Origin of the sequence: Roseburia lenta, assembly GCF_014287435.1 — a bacterium.
GTDB lineage: Bacteria > Bacillota > Clostridia > Lachnospirales > Lachnospiraceae > Pararoseburia > Pararoseburia lenta.
On the sequence record NZ_JACOPG010000001.1, the window covers coordinates 129,026 to 148,684 of the forward strand.

Annotated in this window: 17 protein-coding genes; 16 read left to right on the top strand and 1 reads right to left on the bottom strand. The window is 46.4% G+C overall.

Annotated elements, in window-relative coordinates:
- The first annotated feature begins 28 nt into the window (after positions 1-28).
- The 16 genes from H8R94_RS00630 (at position 29) to H8R94_RS00705 (ending at position 19,400) form a co-directional block, all read left to right on the top strand.
- A complete protein-coding gene (locus H8R94_RS00630) occupies positions 29-1,282 on the top strand; it encodes a BaiN/RdsA family NAD(P)/FAD-dependent oxidoreductase (protein ID WP_186853590.1) in 1,254 nt (417 codons plus the stop codon).
- Complete coding sequence (locus tag H8R94_RS00635; protein ID WP_186853591.1) at positions 1,279-2,904, top strand: NAD(P)/FAD-dependent oxidoreductase; 1,626 nt, start codon at positions 1,279-1,281, stop codon at positions 2,902-2,904. The genes H8R94_RS00630 and H8R94_RS00635 overlap by 4 nt, the downstream gene beginning before the upstream one ends.
- Positions 2,894-5,566 carry a DNA mismatch repair protein MutS gene (mutS, locus tag H8R94_RS00640; RefSeq protein ID WP_243238424.1) on the top strand — a complete coding sequence of 891 codons (2,673 nt, stop codon included), beginning with the start codon at positions 2,894-2,896 and terminating at the stop codon, positions 5,564-5,566. Before H8R94_RS00635 ends, mutS begins: the two co-directional genes overlap by 11 nt.
- A complete protein-coding gene (gene mutL, locus H8R94_RS00645) occupies positions 5,560-7,461 on the top strand; it encodes a DNA mismatch repair endonuclease MutL (RefSeq protein ID WP_186853592.1) in 1,902 nt (633 codons plus the stop codon). Before mutS ends, mutL begins: the two co-directional genes overlap by 7 nt.
- Positions 7,462-7,463: 2 nt before the next feature.
- Positions 7,464-8,408 (top strand): tRNA (adenosine(37)-N6)-dimethylallyltransferase MiaA, encoded by a 945-nt coding sequence (gene miaA / locus H8R94_RS00650; RefSeq protein ID WP_186853593.1) that lies wholly within the window; start codon positions 7,464-7,466, stop codon positions 8,406-8,408.
- Positions 8,409-8,432: 24 nt separating this feature from the next.
- A complete protein-coding gene (locus H8R94_RS00655; protein ID WP_408638998.1) occupies positions 8,433-9,701 on the top strand; it encodes a methionine gamma-lyase family protein in 1,269 nt (422 codons plus the stop codon).
- 62 nt (positions 9,702-9,763) lie between these two features.
- Positions 9,764-10,777 (top strand): rod shape-determining protein, encoded by a 1,014-nt coding sequence (gene mreB, locus H8R94_RS00660; protein WP_118281225.1) that lies wholly within the window; start codon positions 9,764-9,766, stop codon positions 10,775-10,777.
- Positions 10,778-10,789: 12 nt separating this feature from the next.
- A complete protein-coding gene (gene mreC / locus H8R94_RS00665) occupies positions 10,790-11,644 on the top strand; it encodes a rod shape-determining protein MreC (RefSeq protein WP_118534802.1) in 855 nt (284 codons plus the stop codon).
- A gap of 2 nt (positions 11,645-11,646) precedes the next feature.
- Positions 11,647-12,183 carry a rod shape-determining protein MreD gene (gene mreD, locus H8R94_RS00670; protein ID WP_118534801.1) on the top strand — a complete coding sequence of 179 codons (537 nt, stop codon included), beginning with the start codon at positions 11,647-11,649 and terminating at the stop codon, positions 12,181-12,183.
- A complete protein-coding gene (locus H8R94_RS00675) occupies positions 12,176-15,034 on the top strand; it encodes a penicillin-binding transpeptidase domain-containing protein (protein WP_243098644.1) in 2,859 nt (952 codons plus the stop codon). The genes mreD and H8R94_RS00675 overlap by 8 nt, the downstream gene beginning before the upstream one ends.
- Before the next feature lie 13 nt (positions 15,035-15,047).
- Entirely contained in the window at positions 15,048-15,728 is a 681-nt protein-coding gene (locus H8R94_RS00680; RefSeq protein WP_118534800.1) for a septum site-determining protein MinC, read from the top strand.
- 11 nt (positions 15,729-15,739) lie between these two features.
- Complete coding sequence (locus H8R94_RS00685; RefSeq protein ID WP_186853594.1) at positions 15,740-16,450, top strand: nucleotide-binding protein; 711 nt, start codon at positions 15,740-15,742, stop codon at positions 16,448-16,450.
- Positions 16,451-16,463: 13 nt separating this feature from the next.
- On the top strand, positions 16,464-17,564 hold the full coding sequence (locus H8R94_RS00690) for an FtsW/RodA/SpoVE family cell cycle protein (protein WP_118281220.1): 1,101 nt from the start codon (positions 16,464-16,466) through the stop codon (positions 17,562-17,564).
- A gap of 18 nt (positions 17,565-17,582) precedes the next feature.
- The gene (mgsA, locus tag H8R94_RS00695; protein WP_118281219.1) at positions 17,583-17,978 is read left to right on the top strand and encodes a methylglyoxal synthase; all 396 of its coding nucleotides are present in this window, start codon (positions 17,583-17,585) and stop codon (positions 17,976-17,978) included.
- Positions 17,962-18,954, top strand: coding sequence for a D-alanyl-D-alanine carboxypeptidase family protein (locus tag H8R94_RS00700; RefSeq protein ID WP_186853595.1), 993 nt, complete (start codon positions 17,962-17,964; stop codon positions 18,952-18,954). The genes mgsA and H8R94_RS00700 overlap by 17 nt, the downstream gene beginning before the upstream one ends.
- A 23-nt stretch (positions 18,955-18,977) precedes the next feature.
- Entirely contained in the window at positions 18,978-19,400 is a 423-nt protein-coding gene (locus H8R94_RS00705) for a twitching motility protein PilT (RefSeq protein ID WP_186853596.1), read from the top strand.
- Between the two features lie 58 nt (positions 19,401-19,458).
- Here H8R94_RS00705 and H8R94_RS00710 read toward each other — a convergent pair whose 3' ends face one another.
- On the bottom strand, positions 19,459-19,656 hold the full coding sequence (locus H8R94_RS00710; protein WP_118281216.1) for a DUF378 domain-containing protein: 198 nt from the start codon (positions 19,654-19,656) through the stop codon (positions 19,459-19,461).
- Positions 19,657-19,659 lie beyond the last annotated feature (3 nt).

Consider the following 19,659-nt stretch of genomic DNA (forward strand, 5'->3'; position numbering starts at 1 on the left):
TATGCTACAATGACATGTGGTGATTTTTATGAAGAATACTAGTAGTAGGGGATATGATGTCATTGTGGCAGGCGGTGGAGCCGCAGGTATGATGGCGGCTATTTTTGCAGCCAGAGCCGGTGCATCTGTCCTTGTGATCGAATTTAATGATAGACTTGGAAAAAAGATTTTGGCGACCGGAAACGGCAAGTGTAATTACACCAACCGGGCTATAGACCTGCACAATTATTATGGAGCCGACAGGGCTTTCTTAGAGCAGGTCTTTGCTGCCTTTTCAGAGCAGGATACGGAAGATTTCTTTCGAGGGCTTGGCATTGAGCCCTATGAACAGGAGGGGCTTTTGTATCCGCGGAGCAAGCAGGCAAAGAGTGTTCAGGAGGCTTTATTACAAGAGATCCAAAGGCTGTCTGTGACGCTGGTCATGGAAAAACAGGTCAAGCGTATCGAAATGACAGATCCGGGATTTCTCGTTACTACGGCGGATAAAGAGACCTTTACGGCAGGAAGCGTCATTCTTGCCTGTGGCGGCAAGGCATCTGCTATCCGTGGCAGCCGAGGGGACGGTTATTATCTGGCGTCCTGTCTGGGGCATGAGATCGCAGAGCCGGTACCGGCACTTGTGCAACTGCATGCGGCGGATCCTTTGGTAAAAATGGCTGCGGGTGTTCGGGCAGATGCCGGGATCACGACCTGGATCGACGATAAGAAGACCGCTTTCTGGCGGGGAGAATTACAGATCACTGATTATGGGCTTTCAGGCATTGTAGTCTTTCAGTCCAGCCGGCTGGCGGCATATGGACTCTTGGAGAAAAAAGATGTCTGTCTGGAAGTGGACTTTTTGCCAGAGTATGCTAAGACAGAGGCGGAAGGACTCTTACAGAGACGTTTGCAGATGCGGGAAGGAAACCTGACCTTGGAGCAGAGTTTACAGGGACTCTTGCACGACAAACTGATCGCCCCGATCTTAAAAAGAGCCGGGCTTTCGGCAGAAAAACTGGCAGGAGATTGTGACAAAGAGGATGTGACCCGCCTCTTGGCAGCCCTGCGTCATTATGTAGTAAAGATCACGGATACCCATGGATTTTCCAATGCGCAGGTTACGGCAGGCGGCGTAAAGACCGACAGGATCGATCCAAAGACTATGGAATCTGAACTTGTGCCGGGACTTTTCTTTGCAGGAGAAGTCCTTGATGTGGACGGTATCTGTGGAGGCTATAATCTGCAATGGGCCTGGTCCAGCGGAGCCCTTGCAGGCATGCATTGTATAGGAAAAAGAAAATGATCTTAATCAGACAGTTAAAGGTTGCCGTGTCGGAGCAGGAGACAGAAGGCATACGGCAGGCGGTCGCAAAGAAAATACATATTACGGTGGCATCGATCTACGAGATAGAGATCTTGAAGCGTTCGATCGACGCAAGGAAAAAGCCGGATCTTTTTTATATTTATACCGTGGCGGTTCGTCTGGACATCCATCAGGAAAAGAAGTTACTAAAGAAATGCGCAAAGGATACGGACATTTCCCTGTATCAACCGATGACTTTTCAGATGCCAAAGAGCGGAGAACAGCCACTCTCTAAGCGCCCGGTTATTGTCGGTATGGGACCGGCAGGGCTTTTTTGCGGGCTTTTGCTGGCACGCGCCGGTTTTTCACCCATCCTTTTGGAAAGAGGACGCGCAGTCGAAGATAGACAGGCGGATGTGGAAAAATTCTGGCAGACCGGATTGCTTGATACAGAGTCCAACGTGCAGTTTGGTGAGGGCGGAGCCGGAACCTTTTCGGATGGTAAATTAAATACATTGACTAAGGACAAGACCGGCAGAAATCAATTTGTTTTGCAGACTTTTGTGGAATTTGGGGCACCAAGGCAGATCCTTTGGGATGCAAAGCCACATATCGGTACGGACATCCTGCAGGAAGTCGTAAAGAATATGCGACAGGAGATCCGGCGCCTTGGTGGACTTGTCTATTTTGAGACAAAGTTTGAGGATTTCGAGGTCAAGGATGGCGTTTTGTCTGCCTTAAAGATCCGACAGGCAGGTCTAAATGAGAGCATTAGGCTGGATGCCGGAGTGGCGGTGCTTGCCTTAGGACACAGTGCCAGAGATTCCTTTCAGATGCTTTATGAGGGCGGACTCTCCATGAGTGCTAAGGAATTTGCGGTCGGACTGCGCATTGAACATCCACAGACCATGATCCAGGAGGCGCAATACGGTAAGGATGCGCCGGGCTTTTTGGCGGCAGCCCCTTATAAGATGGCAACCAAATTAAAAAACGGACGTGGTGTCTATTCCTTTTGTATGTGTCCGGGTGGCTATGTCGTCAATGCATCTTCCATGCAGGAACATCTGGCGGTCAACGGTATGAGTTATTCCAAGCGGGATTCTGCCAATGCCAACAGTGCCATTGTGGTTTCCGTGGGGGCGGGCGAGTATGCCCTAGATGATCCCATGGGAGCGATCGCTTATCAGATGGCACTGGAAAAGAAGGCTTATACCCTGGCAAAGGGAGCCGTTCCCCAGCAGTTATACGGTGATTTTTGCAGCAATGTCAAAAGTTCTTCCTATGGCGATTTTGCTTCGCTTACCAAGGGAAAGACAGATTTTGCCAATCTGCGGGAACTTTTTTCTGAGGAGATCAATGCATCTTTTGTGGAGGGCATGACCTTGTTCGGACATAAAATGACAGGCTTTGACCGAAAAGATGCCATATTATCTGGCATTGAAAGCAGGACATCTTCGCCTATCCGCATCCATAGAGACGGATCCTTTGTCGGCAGTGTGGAGGGGATATATCCTTGCGGAGAAGGTGCCGGTTATGCAGGCGGGATCACGTCTGCTGCCATGGATGGCATGAAAGTTGCAGAAGAGATTATAAAGAGATATCAGGTGAATTATGAATCATAAAAGTGTAGATTTTGAACAATTAACGCCCATGATGCAGCATTACATACAGACTAAGGATGCCAATCCGGACTGTATCCTGTTTTATCGTCTGGGTGATTTCTATGAAATGTTCTTTGAGGATGCTGAGATCGTATCCAAGGAACTGGAACTGACTTTGACCGGAAAAAGTTGTGGGCTTGAGGAACGTGCTCCCATGTGTGGCGTGCCATATCACGCAGCAGAGACCTATCTGACACGCCTGGTACAAAGAGGTTATAAAGTGGCTGTCTGCGAACAGATCGAGGATCCAAAAGAAGCCAAGGGCATGGTAAAGCGTGCCGTGACCCGTATCGTAACACCGGGCACCAATATGGATGCTATGTCTTTGGACGAGTCCAAGAACAATTATATTATGGGCATCTTTTTCGACGGTGACAAATACGGTCTGTCGATCGCAGATGTGACGACGGCGGATTTCTTTGTTACAGAAGTGGATTCCAACCGTTCCTGTCTGGACGAGATCAATAAATATGTGCCATCGGAGATCATCTGCAATGAGAATTTTACCATCAGCGGTATCGATATTGCGGATCTCAAAGAACGCATGCAGATCTCCATCGCAAAATTGGATGTTCATTATTTTGATGACCGTCTGGCTGTGGCTGTCTTGCTGGAACATTTCCACACCAGTCGGCTGTCTGCCCTTGGTCTGGAAGAGTTTCCTATGGGAAGTATTTCTGCCGGCGCTTTGATGAAGTATCTGACCGAGATCCAGAAGTCATCCTTGGAACAGTTCAACCATGTGCAGCCTTATCTCAATGGCAATTTTATGCTCTTGGATTCTTCGACCAGACGCAATCTGGAATTGGTCGAGACCTTGCGGGAAAAGCAAAAAAGAGGTTCCCTGCTCTGGGTCTTGGATAAGACCAAGACTGCCATGGGAGCAAGAATGCTCCGTTCTGATGTCGAACAGCCCCTGACCAATGCCGACTTGATCACTAACCGGCTGGATGCCGTGGACGAACTTTTACATAATATGATGGCAAGAGAAGAATTGCGGGAATACTTAAATCCGATCTATGATCTGGAACGTTTGAACACCCGTATCGTATATCAGACGGCAAATCCGCGTGATCTTCTGGCATTTAAAAATTCGGTTGCCATGCTGCCGGCGATCAAGACCGTGCTGGCAGACTTTAAGTCAAAAAATCTGGTGGAACTTTCTGAAAATATCGATAGTTTATCGGATATCTGTGCAGATATTGATGCGGCAATCTGTGAAGAACCACCGATATCTTCCAGAGACGGCGGCATCTTAAAGGATGGTTACAATGAGGAAGTAGACCGCCTCAGAAAAGCCAAGACCGAGGGCAAAAAGTGGCTGGCAGAACTGGAAGTGAAAGAAAGAGAGCGTACCGGGATCAAAAATCTAAAGATCAAATACAACAAGGTTTTTGGCTATTATCTGGAAGTGACCAATTCCTATAAGGATCTGGTACCAGCGGATTATCAGAGAAAACAGACGCTTGCCAATGCAGAACGTTTCTTTACCCCGGAATTAAAAGAGTTGGAAGATACCATTTTGGGAGCGGAAGATAAACTGATCTCCTTGGAATACGAATTGTTCCGGCAGTTGCGCAACCGCATTGCGTCGGAGGTGTCCCGTATTCAGACAACGGCAAAAGCCATTGCCAGACTGGATGTCTATGCATCCCTTGCCTATGTGGCAGAAAAGAACCATTATTGCAGACCAAAGATCAATACGCGCGGCCTGATTGACATCAAGGGTGGTAGACATCCGGTGGTCGAGCAGATGATGGATCAGCAGCTCTTTATTGATAACGACACCTATTTAGACAACAAAAAGCAGCGTGTTTCCATCATTACCGGTCCAAATATGGCAGGAAAATCTACCTATATGCGCCAGAGTGCATTGATCGTACTCATGGCACAGATCGGATGCTTTGTTCCGGCAAAGTCAGCAAATATCGGTATTGTAGACCGTATCTTTACCCGTGTAGGTGCATCGGACGATCTGGCGAGCGGACAGTCCACCTTTATGGTAGAGATGAATGAGGTAGCAAACATTTTGCGCAACGCTACCAAGGACTCCCTTTTGATCTTGGATGAGATCGGACGGGGAACAAGTACCTTTGACGGACTCAGCATTGCCTGGGCAGTAGTCGAGCATATCAGCAATGTCAAACTGATCGGAGCCAAGACCTTATTTGCCACCCATTATCACGAATTGACGGAGTTGGAAGGCAAATTAGAGGGTGTACATAATTACTGCATTGCCGTAAAAGAAAACGGTGATGATATTGTATTTTTACGAAAGATCGTCCCGGGCGGCGCGGACAAGAGTTATGGTATCGCGGTTGCCAAATTGGCAGGTCTGCCGGATGAGGTCATTGATCGTGCCAACCGCATTGTGACCCAGCTTTGTGAAAATGATATTGTAGACCTGGCAAAAAATATTGCGGTCGAAGGGCAGACGACAGGCGGCAAAAAACAGACCAAGCCACTGGATGATGTAGACAAGGCACAGATGTCCTTTTTGGATACGGTCAGTGATGATGCGATCATTGACGAACTCCGCAATCTGGACATCAGTCATATGACACCACTGGAAGCAATGAATGCGCTCAATGAACTACAGGTAAAGGTAAGAAATCGATGGTAAGAAATAAGATAGCGGTTCTGGAAAAATCGACAATAGATAAGATCGCGGCAGGAGAGGTCGTTGAAAGACCTTCCTCTGTCGTAAAGGAACTTGTGGAAAATGCGATCGATGCAGGGGCATCTGCCATCACGGTCGAGATCAAGGATGGCGGCAAATCCTATATCCGCATTACAGACAACGGCTGTGGCATCCCGGAGGACGAATTGTCTGTCGCTTTTATGCGCCATTCTACGTCAAAACTCCGGGACGCATCCGAACTGGCGGATATCCATACCCTAGGCTTTCGCGGTGAGGCGCTTTCCAGCATCAGTGCGGTCTCCAGGGTAGAAATGATCACCAAACCGGCAGATACCCTTATGGGCGTGCGCTATGTGATCGAGGGCTCTAAGGAAGTATCTTTGGATAAGATCGGGGCACCGGATGGAACGACGATCATGGTCTATCAGTTGTTCTTTAACACCCCGGCACGCAAGAAATTTTTAAAGACAGACACGACGGAAGCCTCCTATATTTCCGAACTGATGGAGCGGCTGGCACTGTCGCACCCGGATATTTCTTTCTGCTTTATTTCCAATAAAAAAGAAAAGATACATACCTCCGGCAATGGCAATCTCATGGATACCATTTATCAGATCTACGGCAGACAGATCGCATCCAACCTGCTTGCGGTAGAAAAGGAGACCGACCTTTTAAAAGTCAGCGGTTTTATCGGTAATTCCAATGTGGCGCGCGGCAACCGCAGTCTGGAGAATTTTTATATCAACGGCAGATATATCAAGAGTCCCCTGCTTTCCAAGTCTGTGGAAGAAGGTTATGTAGGCTATCTGATGCAGCATCAGTATCCTTTCTGTGTACTAATGATCACGACCAAGGAAGCATCTGTGGATGTGAATGTACATCCGACCAAGCAGGAAGTCCGCTTTGATGATGAGATGGCAATCGCGGACATCTTTAAGTCGCTGATCTTTGAACGTCTGTATCAAAGAGAGGACATTGCAGAGGTGACCTTAGATGAAAATGTGCAGGCTGCTTCTTTGCGTAAGACGACAGAGAACGATGCGACAGATCCGGGGAGTGAGTCTATAACATGCGAACCGGAGAGCAAAAAAGAAGAAACCATAATAGAAGTGGCACCGGAACCTTTTGAAAAGTCCCGTCTGGAAAAAATGCGCCAGAAGATCACGGCACAGATCCATGCGGACACGCCATACGAAAGAAAGTACCAGGAGTATTATCAGGAAAAGGAAAAAGAGCAGGACCAGAGCCGGGAGGAAAAGGTTACTTATGAGCAGACCTCGTTTTTATCCGAGCAGGCGCGTGCCAAGCACCGTATCATCGGACAGGTCTTTGATACCTACTGGCTGATCGAGCATGACAATAAGTTGTATATCATCGACCAGCATGCCGCCCATGAAAAAGTCTTATTTGAGCGCATGATGAAGCAGTTGCAGGATAAGGAGATGACGACACAATACGTCAGCCCGCCGATCATTGTATCACTGACCAGAGCAGAGCAGGATATCCTGAAACGCTACGAGGAAGTCTTTTCGGAATTGGGCTATGTCATTTCCTCTTTTGGTGGCAATGAATTTGCCATTGAGGGTGTGCCGGGCAATCTCTTTTCCTTTGATGTCAAAGAATTTTTTATGGAACTGCTGGCTTCCTGCGGCGAATTAAAAGGCAATGACGGTCACGATATGATCGTAGAAAAAGTGGCTTCCATGTCCTGCAAGGCGGCGGTCAAGGGAAACAACCGCCTGTCTTATCCGGAGATCGAGGAATTGCTGGATGAATTGTTATCCTTGGAAAATCCTTACCATTGCCCACATGGCAGACCGACGATCATAGCCATGACCAAATATGAATTAGAGAAGAAATTTAAGAGGATCGTATAATTATGAGCAAGAAACCACCTTTGATCATCCTTGCCGGACCAACGGCAGTAGGAAAGACAGAACTTTCTATCTCTCTTGCAAAAGCAATCGGAGGCGAGATCATTTCCTGTGATTCTATGCAGGTCTACAAATATATGGATATCGGTTCCGCCAAGATCCGGCCGGAGGAAATGGATGGCATCAGGCATTATCTGGTAGATGAGTTGTTGCCGGATGAGGAATTTCATGTGGCGCGCTTTGTCGCTATGGCAAAAGAGGCTATGGCAGAGATCTATGAGCGCGGGCATATTCCCATTGCAGTCGGCGGTACGGGCTTTTATATTCAGGCACTTTTGTATGATACGGATTTTTCCAAAGAAGACAGTGACGGAAAGATCCGGGCGGAATTAGAAGCCTTTGCAAAGGCGGAGGGTGCACTTGCCTTGCACGATCGTCTGCGACAGGTTGATCCCGCCAGCGCGGATGCCATCCATCCCAATAATATCAAACGTGTGATAAGGGCACTGGAATATTACCGGATGCACGGCAAGCCGATCTCCCTACATAATCAGGAACAAAGACAAAAAGAATCACCTTATGATTTCCGTTATTTTGTTTTAAATGACGACAGGGAAAATCTTTACAGACGCATTGATAAGCGAGTGGATCAGATGATGGAAGAAGGACTTTTGGATGAGGTCGATCATTTGCAGAAAATGGGCTATACCAAGGATATGGTGTCTATGCAGGGACTGGGTTACAAGGAACTCTTTGATGTTTTAGATGGAAGTTGCAGTCTGGAGGAAGGTATCTACCGCATCAAAAGAGATACCAGACATTTTGCCAAACGGCAGTTGACCTGGTTTCACAGCAAACCGGAAGTTATCTGGATCAATAAGGCGGATTTTTCCTATGACAATGCCGCTATTTTGACCTACATGATAAAAAATATGCAAAAAGAAAACTAGGAGAATAGATCAGATATGAAAGAAATGTATAAAAACTTTGGGATCGCGGATGCCGTTTCAGATTTTTGTCTGGAGGTGGAGGCATCCCTCAAAGATAGATTTGAAAAACTGGATGAGGTTGCAGAGTACAATCAGATGAAGGTGCTGGCAGCCATGCAGAAACACCGCGTGAGTGCCGAGTGCTTTAACGGAACCACCGGCTATGGCTATAACGATCTGGGGCGTGATACCTTAGAGGAGGTTTATGCGACCTGCTTTAAAGGAGAAGCCGCACTGGTACGTCCGCAGATCACCTGTGGGACACATGCGCTGGCATTGGCACTGATGTCAAATGTCCGTCCGGGTGACGAGATCTTATCCCCGGTCGGAAAACCATACGATACTTTAGAAGAGGTGATCGGTATCCGCCCGTCTAAGGGATCTTTGGCAGAATATGGTGTGACCTATGCCCAGGTCGATCTGCTTGCCGATGGCGGATTTGATTTTGATGGGATCAGAAATGCCATCAATGACCGCACAAAACTCGTGACCATCCAGCGTTCTAAGGGCTACGCTTCCAGACCAACATTATCGGTAGAACGCATTGGTCAGTTGATCTCCTTTATCAAGGAGGTCAAGCCGGATGTCATCTGTATGGTCGATAACTGTTATGGCGAATTTGTAGAAAAGAGAGAGCCACTGGAAGTCGGCGCTGATATGATCGTCGGTTCCCTCATCAAAAACCCGGGCGGTGGACTGGCACCGATCGGCGGCTATATTGTCGGAAAGAAAGAATGTGTCGAAAATGCGGCATACCGTCTGACCTCACCGGGACTGGGCAAGGAAGTCGGTGCATCCCTTGGCATGATGCAGTCTTTCTTCCAGGGATTTTTCCTGGCTCCAACGGTGGTAAACGCAGCCTTAAAGAGTGCCATCTTTGCGGCAAATGTATTTGAACGACTGGGCTTTGCCGTCATCCCGAACGGTAGTGCGTCCAGACATGACATCATTCAGGCAGTGACTTTTGAAAAGCCGGAAGGATTGATCGCTTTTTGCCAGGGGATCCAGGCAGCAGCACCGGTAGATTCCTATGTGACACCGGAGCCGTGGGATATGCCGGGCTATGACAGTCAGGTCATCATGGCGGCAGGTGCTTTTGTCCAGGGATCTTCCATCGAACTCAGCGCAGACGGACCGCTCCGCCCGCCATATACAGCCTTTTTCCAGGGCGGACTTACCTGGTATCACGGCAAACTCGGTATCATGATGGCACTGCAAAAACTTTATGATGCCAATCTTGTTAAGGGTATTTAATTATGCTAATATAAAATAATGTAGCCAAGAACGTTTTGACAAAGGCAACGGAGGAAGAACAAATGAGCAATTCATATGGAATTGATATGGGAACCAATAACCTTAAAATTTATAGCAGCAACAGCAGTGAGATCATCAATGTGAAAAATACCATCGCCATTGTAGACAAAGATCAGATGTATGCCTATGGCGATGATGCATATTCTATGTATGAGAAGGCACCGGAGACGATCGCTGTCTCATTTCCGATCGTATCTGGTGTGATCGCTGATTTTGATAATATGCAGACCATGTTATTTGAGGTCTTAGAAAAGAAAGCAAAGGCAAGGATCAAGGGATCGGACATCGTGGTTGCCGTTCCTACCGACATCACAGAGGTAGAAAAAAAGGCATTTTACGATATGTTTGCCCGTTCCAAGACCAAGCCACACAGTGTGCTTTTATGTGAAAAGCCACTGGCAGATGCCATTGGTATGGATCTGGATATCACAGAACCGACCGGTGTCATGGTCGTTGATTTTGGCGCCGATACGACAGAGATCTCTGTGATTTCCCTGGGCGGACTGGTACTGACAGAATTATTGCCATTTGGCGGCAATCATCTGGATGATGCCATCGTGACACACATGAAGCGCAAGTTTAATCTTTTGATCGGACGCAAGACAGCCTGTCAGTTAAAAGAGAATATCGGCAGTGCAATGCCTGGCAAAGAGGCTTCTATGACGGTAGTCGGACGTGATGTGGTAAGCGGTCTGCCGATCGAAATGGAAGTGCAGGCATCTACCGTTTATGACGGTATCAAGTCTGATCTGGAAAATCTTTGCAATTCCATCAAGATGATCTTGGAGAAGGTTCCGCCGGAACTCGCAAAAGATATCGTGTATTCCGGTATTTATCTGACCGGTGGCAGTGCAGCCATCGCAGATCTTTCCGATCTGTTCACAGAAGTGACAAACATTAAGGTTAATGTTAGTGAGCATGCAAAAGAGACAACGGCTCTGGGACTGGAAAAAGTTTTGACAGATGCCAAATACAAACGCTTTGGCTATAGTATGCGAACAAGAATTTTTAAATAAAGGTAGGATTTTATGAAGCGCAGAGGAAAATCTTCTTTTCCAAGTAAATATATTTTATTGCTTTTGACGGTGATCTGTATCATGCTGCTCTTTGCCGGCTATGCGACCGGTTATGCGGGAGAACCGATACGGACCATCTGTAACTATGTCTTTGTGCCAATGCAAAAGGGCTTGGACTATGTGGGTGAATCTATCTCCATCAACAGTGATGATACCAAGACCAAGGAGCAGTTGATCGCAGAGAATGCGCAGTTACAGGAGCAGATAGACGAACTTTCCACACAACTGACCAATACCAGATTGCAGCAATCCGAACTGGATACTTTGCGGGAGTTGTATGATCTGGATCAGACTTATGCAGACTACAAGACGACCGGGGCACACGTGATCGGCAAGGGAACCAGCAACTGGTTTAATACCTTTACGATCGACAAAGGCTCCAAGGATGGGATCAAGGTAGATATGAACGTCATCGCAGGAAGCGGACTGGTCGGCATCGTGACAGACGTGGGCAAGAATTATGCGGTAGTACGTGCTATTATCGATGATACCAGCAATGTCAGCGGTATGATCTTATCCAACAATGACAACTGTATCGTATCCGGTAATCTCAAGTCCATGACGGAATCCAACATGATCACTTTTTCTAATTTAGAAGACAGTGAGGATAAGGTTTCCACAGGAGATTCTGTTGTTACCAGCAACATCAGTGACAAGTATCTGCCAGGACTTTTGATCGGCTATGTGACAGATATCACAGAGGACAATAACAATCTGACCAAATCGGGCGAGATCACACCGGTGGTCGATTTTAAACATTTACAGGATGTGCTTGTGATCATGCAGTTAAAGGAGACAGGTAAGTAGTCATGGAGATCAAGGGTATCATAAAATATATTCTTGTGGTTCTTGCTATCGTCATTGTAGGATTTTTATTGCAGACGACCGTGTTCCCACACATGGAACTGGGAGGTGTCACACCCAATATCATGGTCATCATCATCACTTCTTACGGATTGATGCGAGGACGCAAACAAGGGATGATCATAGGCTTTTGCAGTGGACTGATTTTGGATTTCTTTAGCGGTACGACTTTTGGATTATATGCGATCCTCTATCTTTATCTGGGATTTTTGTGTGGTCTGTTCAAGAAGATCTTCTTTGGTGATGATATCAAATTACCGCTTGCCCTGATCGGTCTGAGTGACCTGATCTATGGGATTGCAGTCTTTGTCGTTCTGTTTTTATTCCGTGGAAGATACGACTTCCTCTTTTATCTGACCAACCTTATTTTACCGGAGGTCACTTATACGATTTTGGTTGCCATCCCGATTTATTATGTCATCTTAAAGATCAATCAGCGATTGGACAAAGATAATAAAAGGAGTTCTAGAAAACTTGTTTGAGCAAATAAAAGATTTTTTGACGAATCGAATATTTACGTCGCGTTTGCGTGTATTGACGGCTGTTATGGTTTTGCTTGCGGGCATACTGATCACCCGTCTTTTTGTCTTGCAGATCGTCCGCGGTGCCGATTATCAGGAAAATTATGACCTGACTGTAGAAAAGGATGAGACGATCGCAGCGACCCGTGGCAACATATACGACTGCAATGGCAAACTCCTTGCCTACAATGAACTTGCCTACGCCATTACCATTGAAGACAACGGCACTTATGAGAACAGAAAAGACCGCAATAAAAAGATGAACCAGGAGATTTCTGACATCATCACCCATATCGAGGCGAACGGTGACAGTATTGACAATAATTTTGGTATTACGCGGTCTTCTTCCGGTCAATATTCCTTTGTCAATGACAGCGGCACAGCATTACAGCGTTTCCGTGCGGATGTTTTTGGACATGCAAGCATTGATGATCTGGAATACAATGACAAACTGGGATTTGATGAAGCGGAAGCCACACCGGATCAGATCATGGACTATCTGATGGGAGAGGAACGCTACAACATTTCCGACAAATATGATGGAGAAATGCGCTATAAGATCTGTATCGTGCGTTACAATATCGGACAGAATTCTTATCAGAAATATATTGCTACGACCATAGCCAGCAATGTCAGTGATGAGTCTGTTGCCTATATCAAGGAAAACAGCAATGAACTGACCGGCGTAGACATCAAGGAAACTTCGATCCGTAAATATGTAGACAGCGAGTATTTTGCACATATCATCGGTTATACCGGTACCATTTCTACTGATGAATACAACGAAAAAAAGAAGGATGACGATTCCGTCGAACTGACGGATGTAGTTGGTAAATCCGGCATCGAACAGGTCATGAACGATTATCTGTCCGGTACCAAGGGCAAACAAAAACTTTATGTAGACAGTGTCGGTAATCTGATCCAGGTATCGGATTATGAGGAGCCGGAATCCGGGGATGATGTCTATCTGTCGATCGACAAGGATCTACAGGAGGCGACCTATCGCGCTCTGGAAAAAGAGATCGCAAGTATTGTCTATTCCAAGATCGCCAATATCAAGACCTATCATACGACAGGAGAAGAATCGGATATCATGATCCCGGTCTATGATGTCTATCATTCCTTTATCAATAACAACCTGATCGATACCTCAAAGTTTTCCGATGCGGATGCAACGGATACAGAGAGGGCAGTAAAGTCTGCTTATGATAAAAAGACAGCGGATGTATTCAGCCAGTTGCAAAGCCAGCTTAAGCCGACCACCGGTACGGTCTATAAGGATCTGTCCGAGGAATATCAGGATTATGCGACTTACATTGTGACCTATCTGAAAAAACAGGGCATTTTTGATAAAGATGCGATCGACGCCTCGGATGAGATGCAGACCAAATGGACCAGTGAGTCTTTGAGTGTCAACGAATACTTACTCTATGCGATCGAGCAGAACTGGATCGACATTACAAAATATGCAAAAGATACCAAGTATGTGGATACGGATGAATTGTACGGTCTTTTGATTGACTATGTCTTGGATCAGTTGCAGACCGATGCATCTTTTGAAAAACTGGTCTACAAATATGCTATTCAGCAGGATATGATATCCGGCAACCAGTTGTGTGCTCTTTTATATGAGCAGGGCGTTCTGCCGGAGGATGATACGACACACGATGCACTCTTGTCTGGTCGTATCTCTGCTTACAGTTTTGTCTTGGATAAGATCAAGAACCTTGAGATCACACCGGGGCAGTTGGGACTGGATCCTTGTTCCGGATCTGCTGTCGTCATTGATTCAAAGACCGGCGAGGTTCTGGCTTGTGTCTCTTATCCGGGCTATGACAACAACAAACTGGCAAATTCGGTGGATTCTACCTATTATGCTTATCTGACCAACAGTAAGTCGGAACCGCTTTATAACCATGCGACCCAGCAGAAGACGGCACCGGGTTCTACCTACAAGGTCGTCAGTGCGACCGCCGGGCTTGCAGAAAATGTCATTACGACTTCAACCCAGATCCTGGATCAGGGTAAGTTTGAAAAAGTCAGCAATAAACCGGAATGTTGGATCTATCCGCGAAGTACACATGGTCTGATCAATGTGGCTGAGGCATTGCGTTTTTCCTGCAACTATTTCTTTTATGAAGTGGGGTATGATCTGGCTGGTGGCAACAGCAATAATTATAATGACAGTCAGGGTATTGAAAAACTTGCCAAATATGCATCTATGTATGGCTTGGATTCCAAGACGGGCGTAGAGATCGATGAGTCTACGCCGACACCGGCAACGGAATTCCCAGTCATGGCTGCCATCGGTCAGTCTGATAACAACTTTACGACGATCTCATTGGCACGTTATATCACGGCAGTTTCCAACCGCGGAACTGTCTACGATCTGACACTTTTAGACCATGTGGAGGATCCGGCGAGCGGAGAGACCGTTGCAACATACAGTCCATCTGTGAAAAATCAGATCACGGCATTGACGGACAGTGAATGGTCGACCTTAAATTCCGGCCTTCGTATGGTCGTAGAAGACCTGTCGGCATTTAAGGGAACCAGCGTTGCGGCAGCCGGAAAAACAGGTACGGCGCAGGAGTCCCTGCTTCGACCAAACCACGCTCTTTTTGTAGGATATGCACCATATACAGATCCGGAGATCGCGGTTGCGACCCGTATCGCACATGGATATGGATCCAGCAATGCATCCGTTGTTGCGGCTGAGATCATGTCTTATTACTTCGGCGAAAAGACGCTGGAAAACATTGCGCAGAGTGGTGCCAACACAGAGACTACCACCAACAGTGTGACAGATTAAAAGGGAGGCGCTTATGGTTAAAAAAGATTCTGTAGTGATCAAGAGCAGTCCTTATGGACTGACACTGGTTTTGGATCGGGAGATTTCTTTTGAACAATTAGTGCGGGAGATCTGCAAAAAATTTGCCACATCGCGCAGTTTCTTTGGAACTGCCACACTTGTGCTTTCCATTGAGGGGCGTCCGGTCAGTGCTGAGGAAGCCGCGGTCATCGTGGAGGCGATCCAGTTAAATTCGGACATTACGATTTCTTTGATCGAGGAAGATAACGAATTAAAGAATATCGAAATGAAAGAAAAAATCGACAGATTCTACTATGAAAATATTTATGAGAATGCTAAAATTATTATGGGTAGTGTGACAAAGAAGGATGTCGTGACGTCAGACGGAAGCATTGTGATCCTTGGTGATGTCAAGTCAAAGGCGATTGTTCAGGCCGCCGGCAATGTCATCGTTATGGGCAGCCTGGAAGGCAGTGTTTATGCCGGTTATCCTGAGGATGACAAATGCTATATCGCTGCCAATCAGATCAATGCCGCTCACATGCAGATCGGCAAGGTCGCAGGCGATGTCAAGGTGGCGAGTAAATGGTCTTTCCGCTCCAGAAAGAGTGAGAGCGAGCCATATGCGGTCGTTGTCTGGGAACAGGAACTTCTGGCGGAGCCACTTCGGAGTGGACTATTAAAACATTTATAAGGAGATTTGTTGTGGGCGATGTGTTTATGGTCGCTTCGGGCAAGGGTGGCGTTGGAAAGACGACACTGTGTGCCATGTTTGGAAGCCAATTCGCACGCATGGATAAGACCGTTGTCATGTTGGATACAGACTTCGGACTAAGGAACCTCGACTTATATTTTCATTTGGAAAATAAGATCATATATAATCTGGTGGATGTATTAAAGGGCGTTTGTTCCTATCGGCAGGCTCTTTTACCACTGGATTCCAATCGTACATTTTATATTATGCCGGGCAGCAGGAATTATGATTTTTCCTTACCGGAAGATGCCTTTTCCTGCCTGATCGAAAAATTAAAGGCGCAGTTTGATATTGTCTTGATCGATACGCCGGCAGGGATCACGCCGATACATCAGGCTATGTTTCCCTATGTAGATCAGGCACTTGTGGTCGTGACCATGAGTCAGGCCTCTCTGGCTGATGCCTTATCCTTTTGCCATGTTCTGCAAAAGCAAGGACTTCCAGCCCGTCTTATTTTTAATCAGATGGGACCTGATATGGCAAAAAGACGCAACCGCAGCAGGCTGCAGGAGATGGCAAGACATGCCTTTCATGCAGAGTATTTGGGCAGTCTGCCCGATATGCATAAGAAATGCGCTATGCCGTCAGATTTTCTGACCCGGGGCAAGGAGATCCTACCGATCTGTCGGACCATCCTGATGCCGGCAAAAGAGACAGAATAGAAGAGAGTAGTTTATGTTTCGAACTTACAAATTAAAAAATCTGAATATAAAATTGATCATCGGGATTCTGGCACTCACAATCCTGGGGATCTTGATCATCGGCTCTGCTGATGCGGACTACCAGAACAAGCAGATCTTAGGTATGATCCTTGGTATTATCGTCATGGGGATCGTGGCACTGATTGATTATGATTTTGTCCTACAGTTCTCGCGGCTTTACTATGTTGCCGTGATCGGACTTTTGGCTCTGGTTCTTTTGGTAGGAGATAGTTCCAAGGGCGCGACCCGTTGGATCGATGTTGGTATCCGTTTCCAGCCTTCGGAACTTGGAAAGGTTCTGCTGATCCTTTTCTTTGCCTCTTATCTGATGCGTAATGAGGATGAGATCAATAATCCTAAGTTTATCATCCAGACAGCGATCTTAGCAGCCATTCCACTGGCACTGATCGTAAAAGAGCCGGATCTGTCGACGACTATCGTTACCTTTTTGATCATTGCATCCCTTATGTTTGTGACCGGACTTAGTTACAAGTTGGTCGGCATTGTACTGGGGATCACGATCCCTGCCATTGCCATTTTACTTCTTGTCATTGTAAACAAGGGAAGTTCCATTTTACAGGGCTACCAGAGCCTGCGTATCTTGGCTTGGCTCAAACCGGAGGAATATCCCGAGACGGCTTACCAGCAGCAGAATTCCATCATGGCGATCGGATCCGGTCAGTTTTTTGGCAAGGGACTTTACAATAACAGTGTAGATTCCGTCAAGAACGGTAATTATATATCAGAGCCCCACACCGACTTTATCTTTTCGGTTGCCGGTGAGGAAATGGGATTTCTGGGCTCGGTCTTGATCATTTTATTACTTCTTTTTATTGTTTATGAATGTATCCAGACGGCAAAGGTGGCAAAAGATCTTTCCGGTAAGTTGATCTGCTCCGGTATGGCAGCCCTGGTCGGTTTCCAGTCTTTTGTAAATATCTGCGTTGTTACGGGACTTTTTCCAAATACCGGATTACCACTGCCTTTTGTCAGTTATGGTCTGACATCCCTGGTGACCATGTATTTTGGTATGGGATTTGTATTAAATGTTGGATTACAAGCGAAAAAATATTAAATTAGGGGGATTTGCATTATGAACATCGGTTTAGTAGCACATGATTCAAAGAAAAAATTAATGCAGAACTTTTGTATTGCCTATCGTGGGATTTTATCCAAAAATGACCTGTATGCCACAGGCACGACCGGAAGATTGATCGAAGAGGTGACCAATCTTTCCGTACATAAATATCTGGCAGGACATCTGGGAGGAACCCAGCAGTTGGCTGCACAGATCGAGCACAACGAGATCGACCTTGTGATCTTTTTGCGCGATCCGCTCACTGCCAAATCCCATGAGCCGGATGTCAACACGATCGCACGCTGTTGTGATGCCAACAATATCCCATTGGCAACGAATCTTGCGACAGCGGAACTTCTAATCAAATCCTTAGATAGAGGAGATCTTGAGTGGCGTGAAATGTATCGATAAACTGCTTTCCCTATTGTTAGTCGCCTGTCTTGGATTGGGGCTTGTCTCCTGCGGGAGTGAGAGCACTGATCAGACATCATATGATCTGGAGACGACTTCCTATCAATACGGGATCACAAAGGTCAATAATATATCGGATGTATCTTTTTACGGTAGCAATCTGTGTGTGACCGATCAGGACAATTTCGGGATCGATCAGGTGGATTCCCATGTTGCCGGAGCCGGAGGCGTCTTTAATCTGGCGACCGGTCAGTGTACCTACGGACAGAATTTATTTGGCAAAATGTATCCGGCAAGCACGACCAAGATACTGACCTGTCTGGTTGCGATCGAGCAGGCAGACTTAGATACGCAGGTGACGGTCAGTGCCCATGCAGCCGACCAGACATCGGATTCTTCCGTAGCCAATCTGGCGGAAGGGGATGCCATGACACTAAAAGACCTATTATATGGTCTGATGCTCCGCAGCGGTAATGATGCCGCTATCGCCATAGCAGAGACGATCGGTGGCAGTGAAGAAGGCTTTGCAAAGTTAATGAACGAAAAGGCAGCCGCACTTGGGGCAACACATTCCCATTTTGTGACACCGCACGGCTTACATGAGGACGATCATTATACGACCGTTTATGATATGTATCTGATTTTTCAGGCAGCCGTACAGAATGAGACTTTTTTACAGGTCATCAGTACGCCGTCCTATGATGTCTCTTATACCGGGGCAGACGGGCAGGCAAAGTCACAGACCTGGGTTTCGACCAATCGTTATCTAAATGGCAAGGAGAGCGCACCGGCAGGGTTTACCGTAGTTGGCGGCAAGACCGGTACGACCTACGAAGCTGGCTATTGTCTGGTTCTTTACTCTTATAACGACCAGAACCAGCCGATCATTTCTATTGTATATAATTCAGATTGTACGCTGAATTTATATTATCTCATGAATGAATTGTTATATACATTCGGAGAAGCACCATCGTAAAGCACAGATAAGGAGTGGACGCTATGGTAGAGATTATTGTTGGAGAAAAAGGAACGGGAAAGACAAAGCACATGTTGGAGCGCGTCAATCAGGAGATCAAAACAGTGCTGGGGACACTTGTTTACATTGATAAGAGTCCCAAATATATGTACCAGTTGGATTCTCGTGTGCGCATGATCAATATGCCGGATTATCCGATCAATGATACGGATGAACTGATCGGATTTTTATGTGGTGTGATCTCGCAGAACAATAGCATTGAGAAGATCTTTATTGATAGTTTTCTCACACTGGCATACATTGACACCTCAGAAGGACTTCGTCTGGCGATCGACAAGTTATCCGTGATCAGCAAGACATTCCATGTGAATTTTGTCCTCAGCATTTCACAAAAAGAGGAAAAATTGCCGGAAGAATTAAATGCAAAGATTTGTTTATCACTTTAGATAAAGGTATCAAAAAAGGTGTTCGTTATATGAGAACACCTTTTTACATGATAAAAGTTTAATTGGATCGGATTCTGCCATAGGCACTGATCATGTATAGTCCGCTCAGACCGACAAGGGCATATATGATACGTGATAGCCATGACATATTGCCAAAGATAAAGGCCACGAGGTCAAATTGGAAGAAGCCGATCAGCCCCCAGTTGATTGCACCGATGATTACAAGAGTGAGTAATGTATAATCTAAACCTTTCATGAT

Bases quoted from the DNA above. Each gene is read 5' to 3' on its own strand.
- H8R94_RS00630 (WP_186853590.1), top strand. From the start codon at position 29: ATGAAGAATACTAGTAGTAGGGGATATGATGTCATTGTGGCAGGCGGT.
- H8R94_RS00635 (WP_186853591.1), top strand. From the start codon at position 1,279: ATGATCTTAATCAGACAGTTAAAGGTTGCCGTGTCGGAGCAGGAGACA.
- mutS (WP_243238424.1), top strand. From the start codon at position 2,894: ATGAATCATAAAAGTGTAGATTTTGAACAATTAACGCCCATGATGCAG.
- mutL (WP_186853592.1), top strand. From the start codon at position 5,560: ATGGTAAGAAATAAGATAGCGGTTCTGGAAAAATCGACAATAGATAAG.
- miaA (WP_186853593.1), top strand. From the start codon at position 7,464: ATGAGCAAGAAACCACCTTTGATCATCCTTGCCGGACCAACGGCAGTA.
- H8R94_RS00655 (WP_408638998.1), top strand. From the start codon at position 8,433: ATGTATAAAAACTTTGGGATCGCGGATGCCGTTTCAGATTTTTGTCTG.
- mreB (WP_118281225.1), top strand. From the start codon at position 9,764: ATGAGCAATTCATATGGAATTGATATGGGAACCAATAACCTTAAAATT.
- mreC (WP_118534802.1), top strand. From the start codon at position 10,790: ATGAAGCGCAGAGGAAAATCTTCTTTTCCAAGTAAATATATTTTATTG.
- mreD (WP_118534801.1), top strand. From the start codon at position 11,647: ATGGAGATCAAGGGTATCATAAAATATATTCTTGTGGTTCTTGCTATC.
- H8R94_RS00680 (WP_118534800.1), top strand. From the start codon at position 15,048: ATGGTTAAAAAAGATTCTGTAGTGATCAAGAGCAGTCCTTATGGACTG.
- H8R94_RS00690 (WP_118281220.1), top strand. From the start codon at position 16,464: ATGTTTCGAACTTACAAATTAAAAAATCTGAATATAAAATTGATCATC.
- mgsA (WP_118281219.1), top strand. From the start codon at position 17,583: ATGAACATCGGTTTAGTAGCACATGATTCAAAGAAAAAATTAATGCAG.
- H8R94_RS00705 (WP_186853596.1), top strand. From the start codon at position 18,978: ATGGTAGAGATTATTGTTGGAGAAAAAGGAACGGGAAAGACAAAGCAC.
- H8R94_RS00710 (WP_118281216.1), bottom strand. From the start codon at position 19,656: ATGAAAGGTTTAGATTATACATTACTCACTCTTGTAATCATCGGTGCA.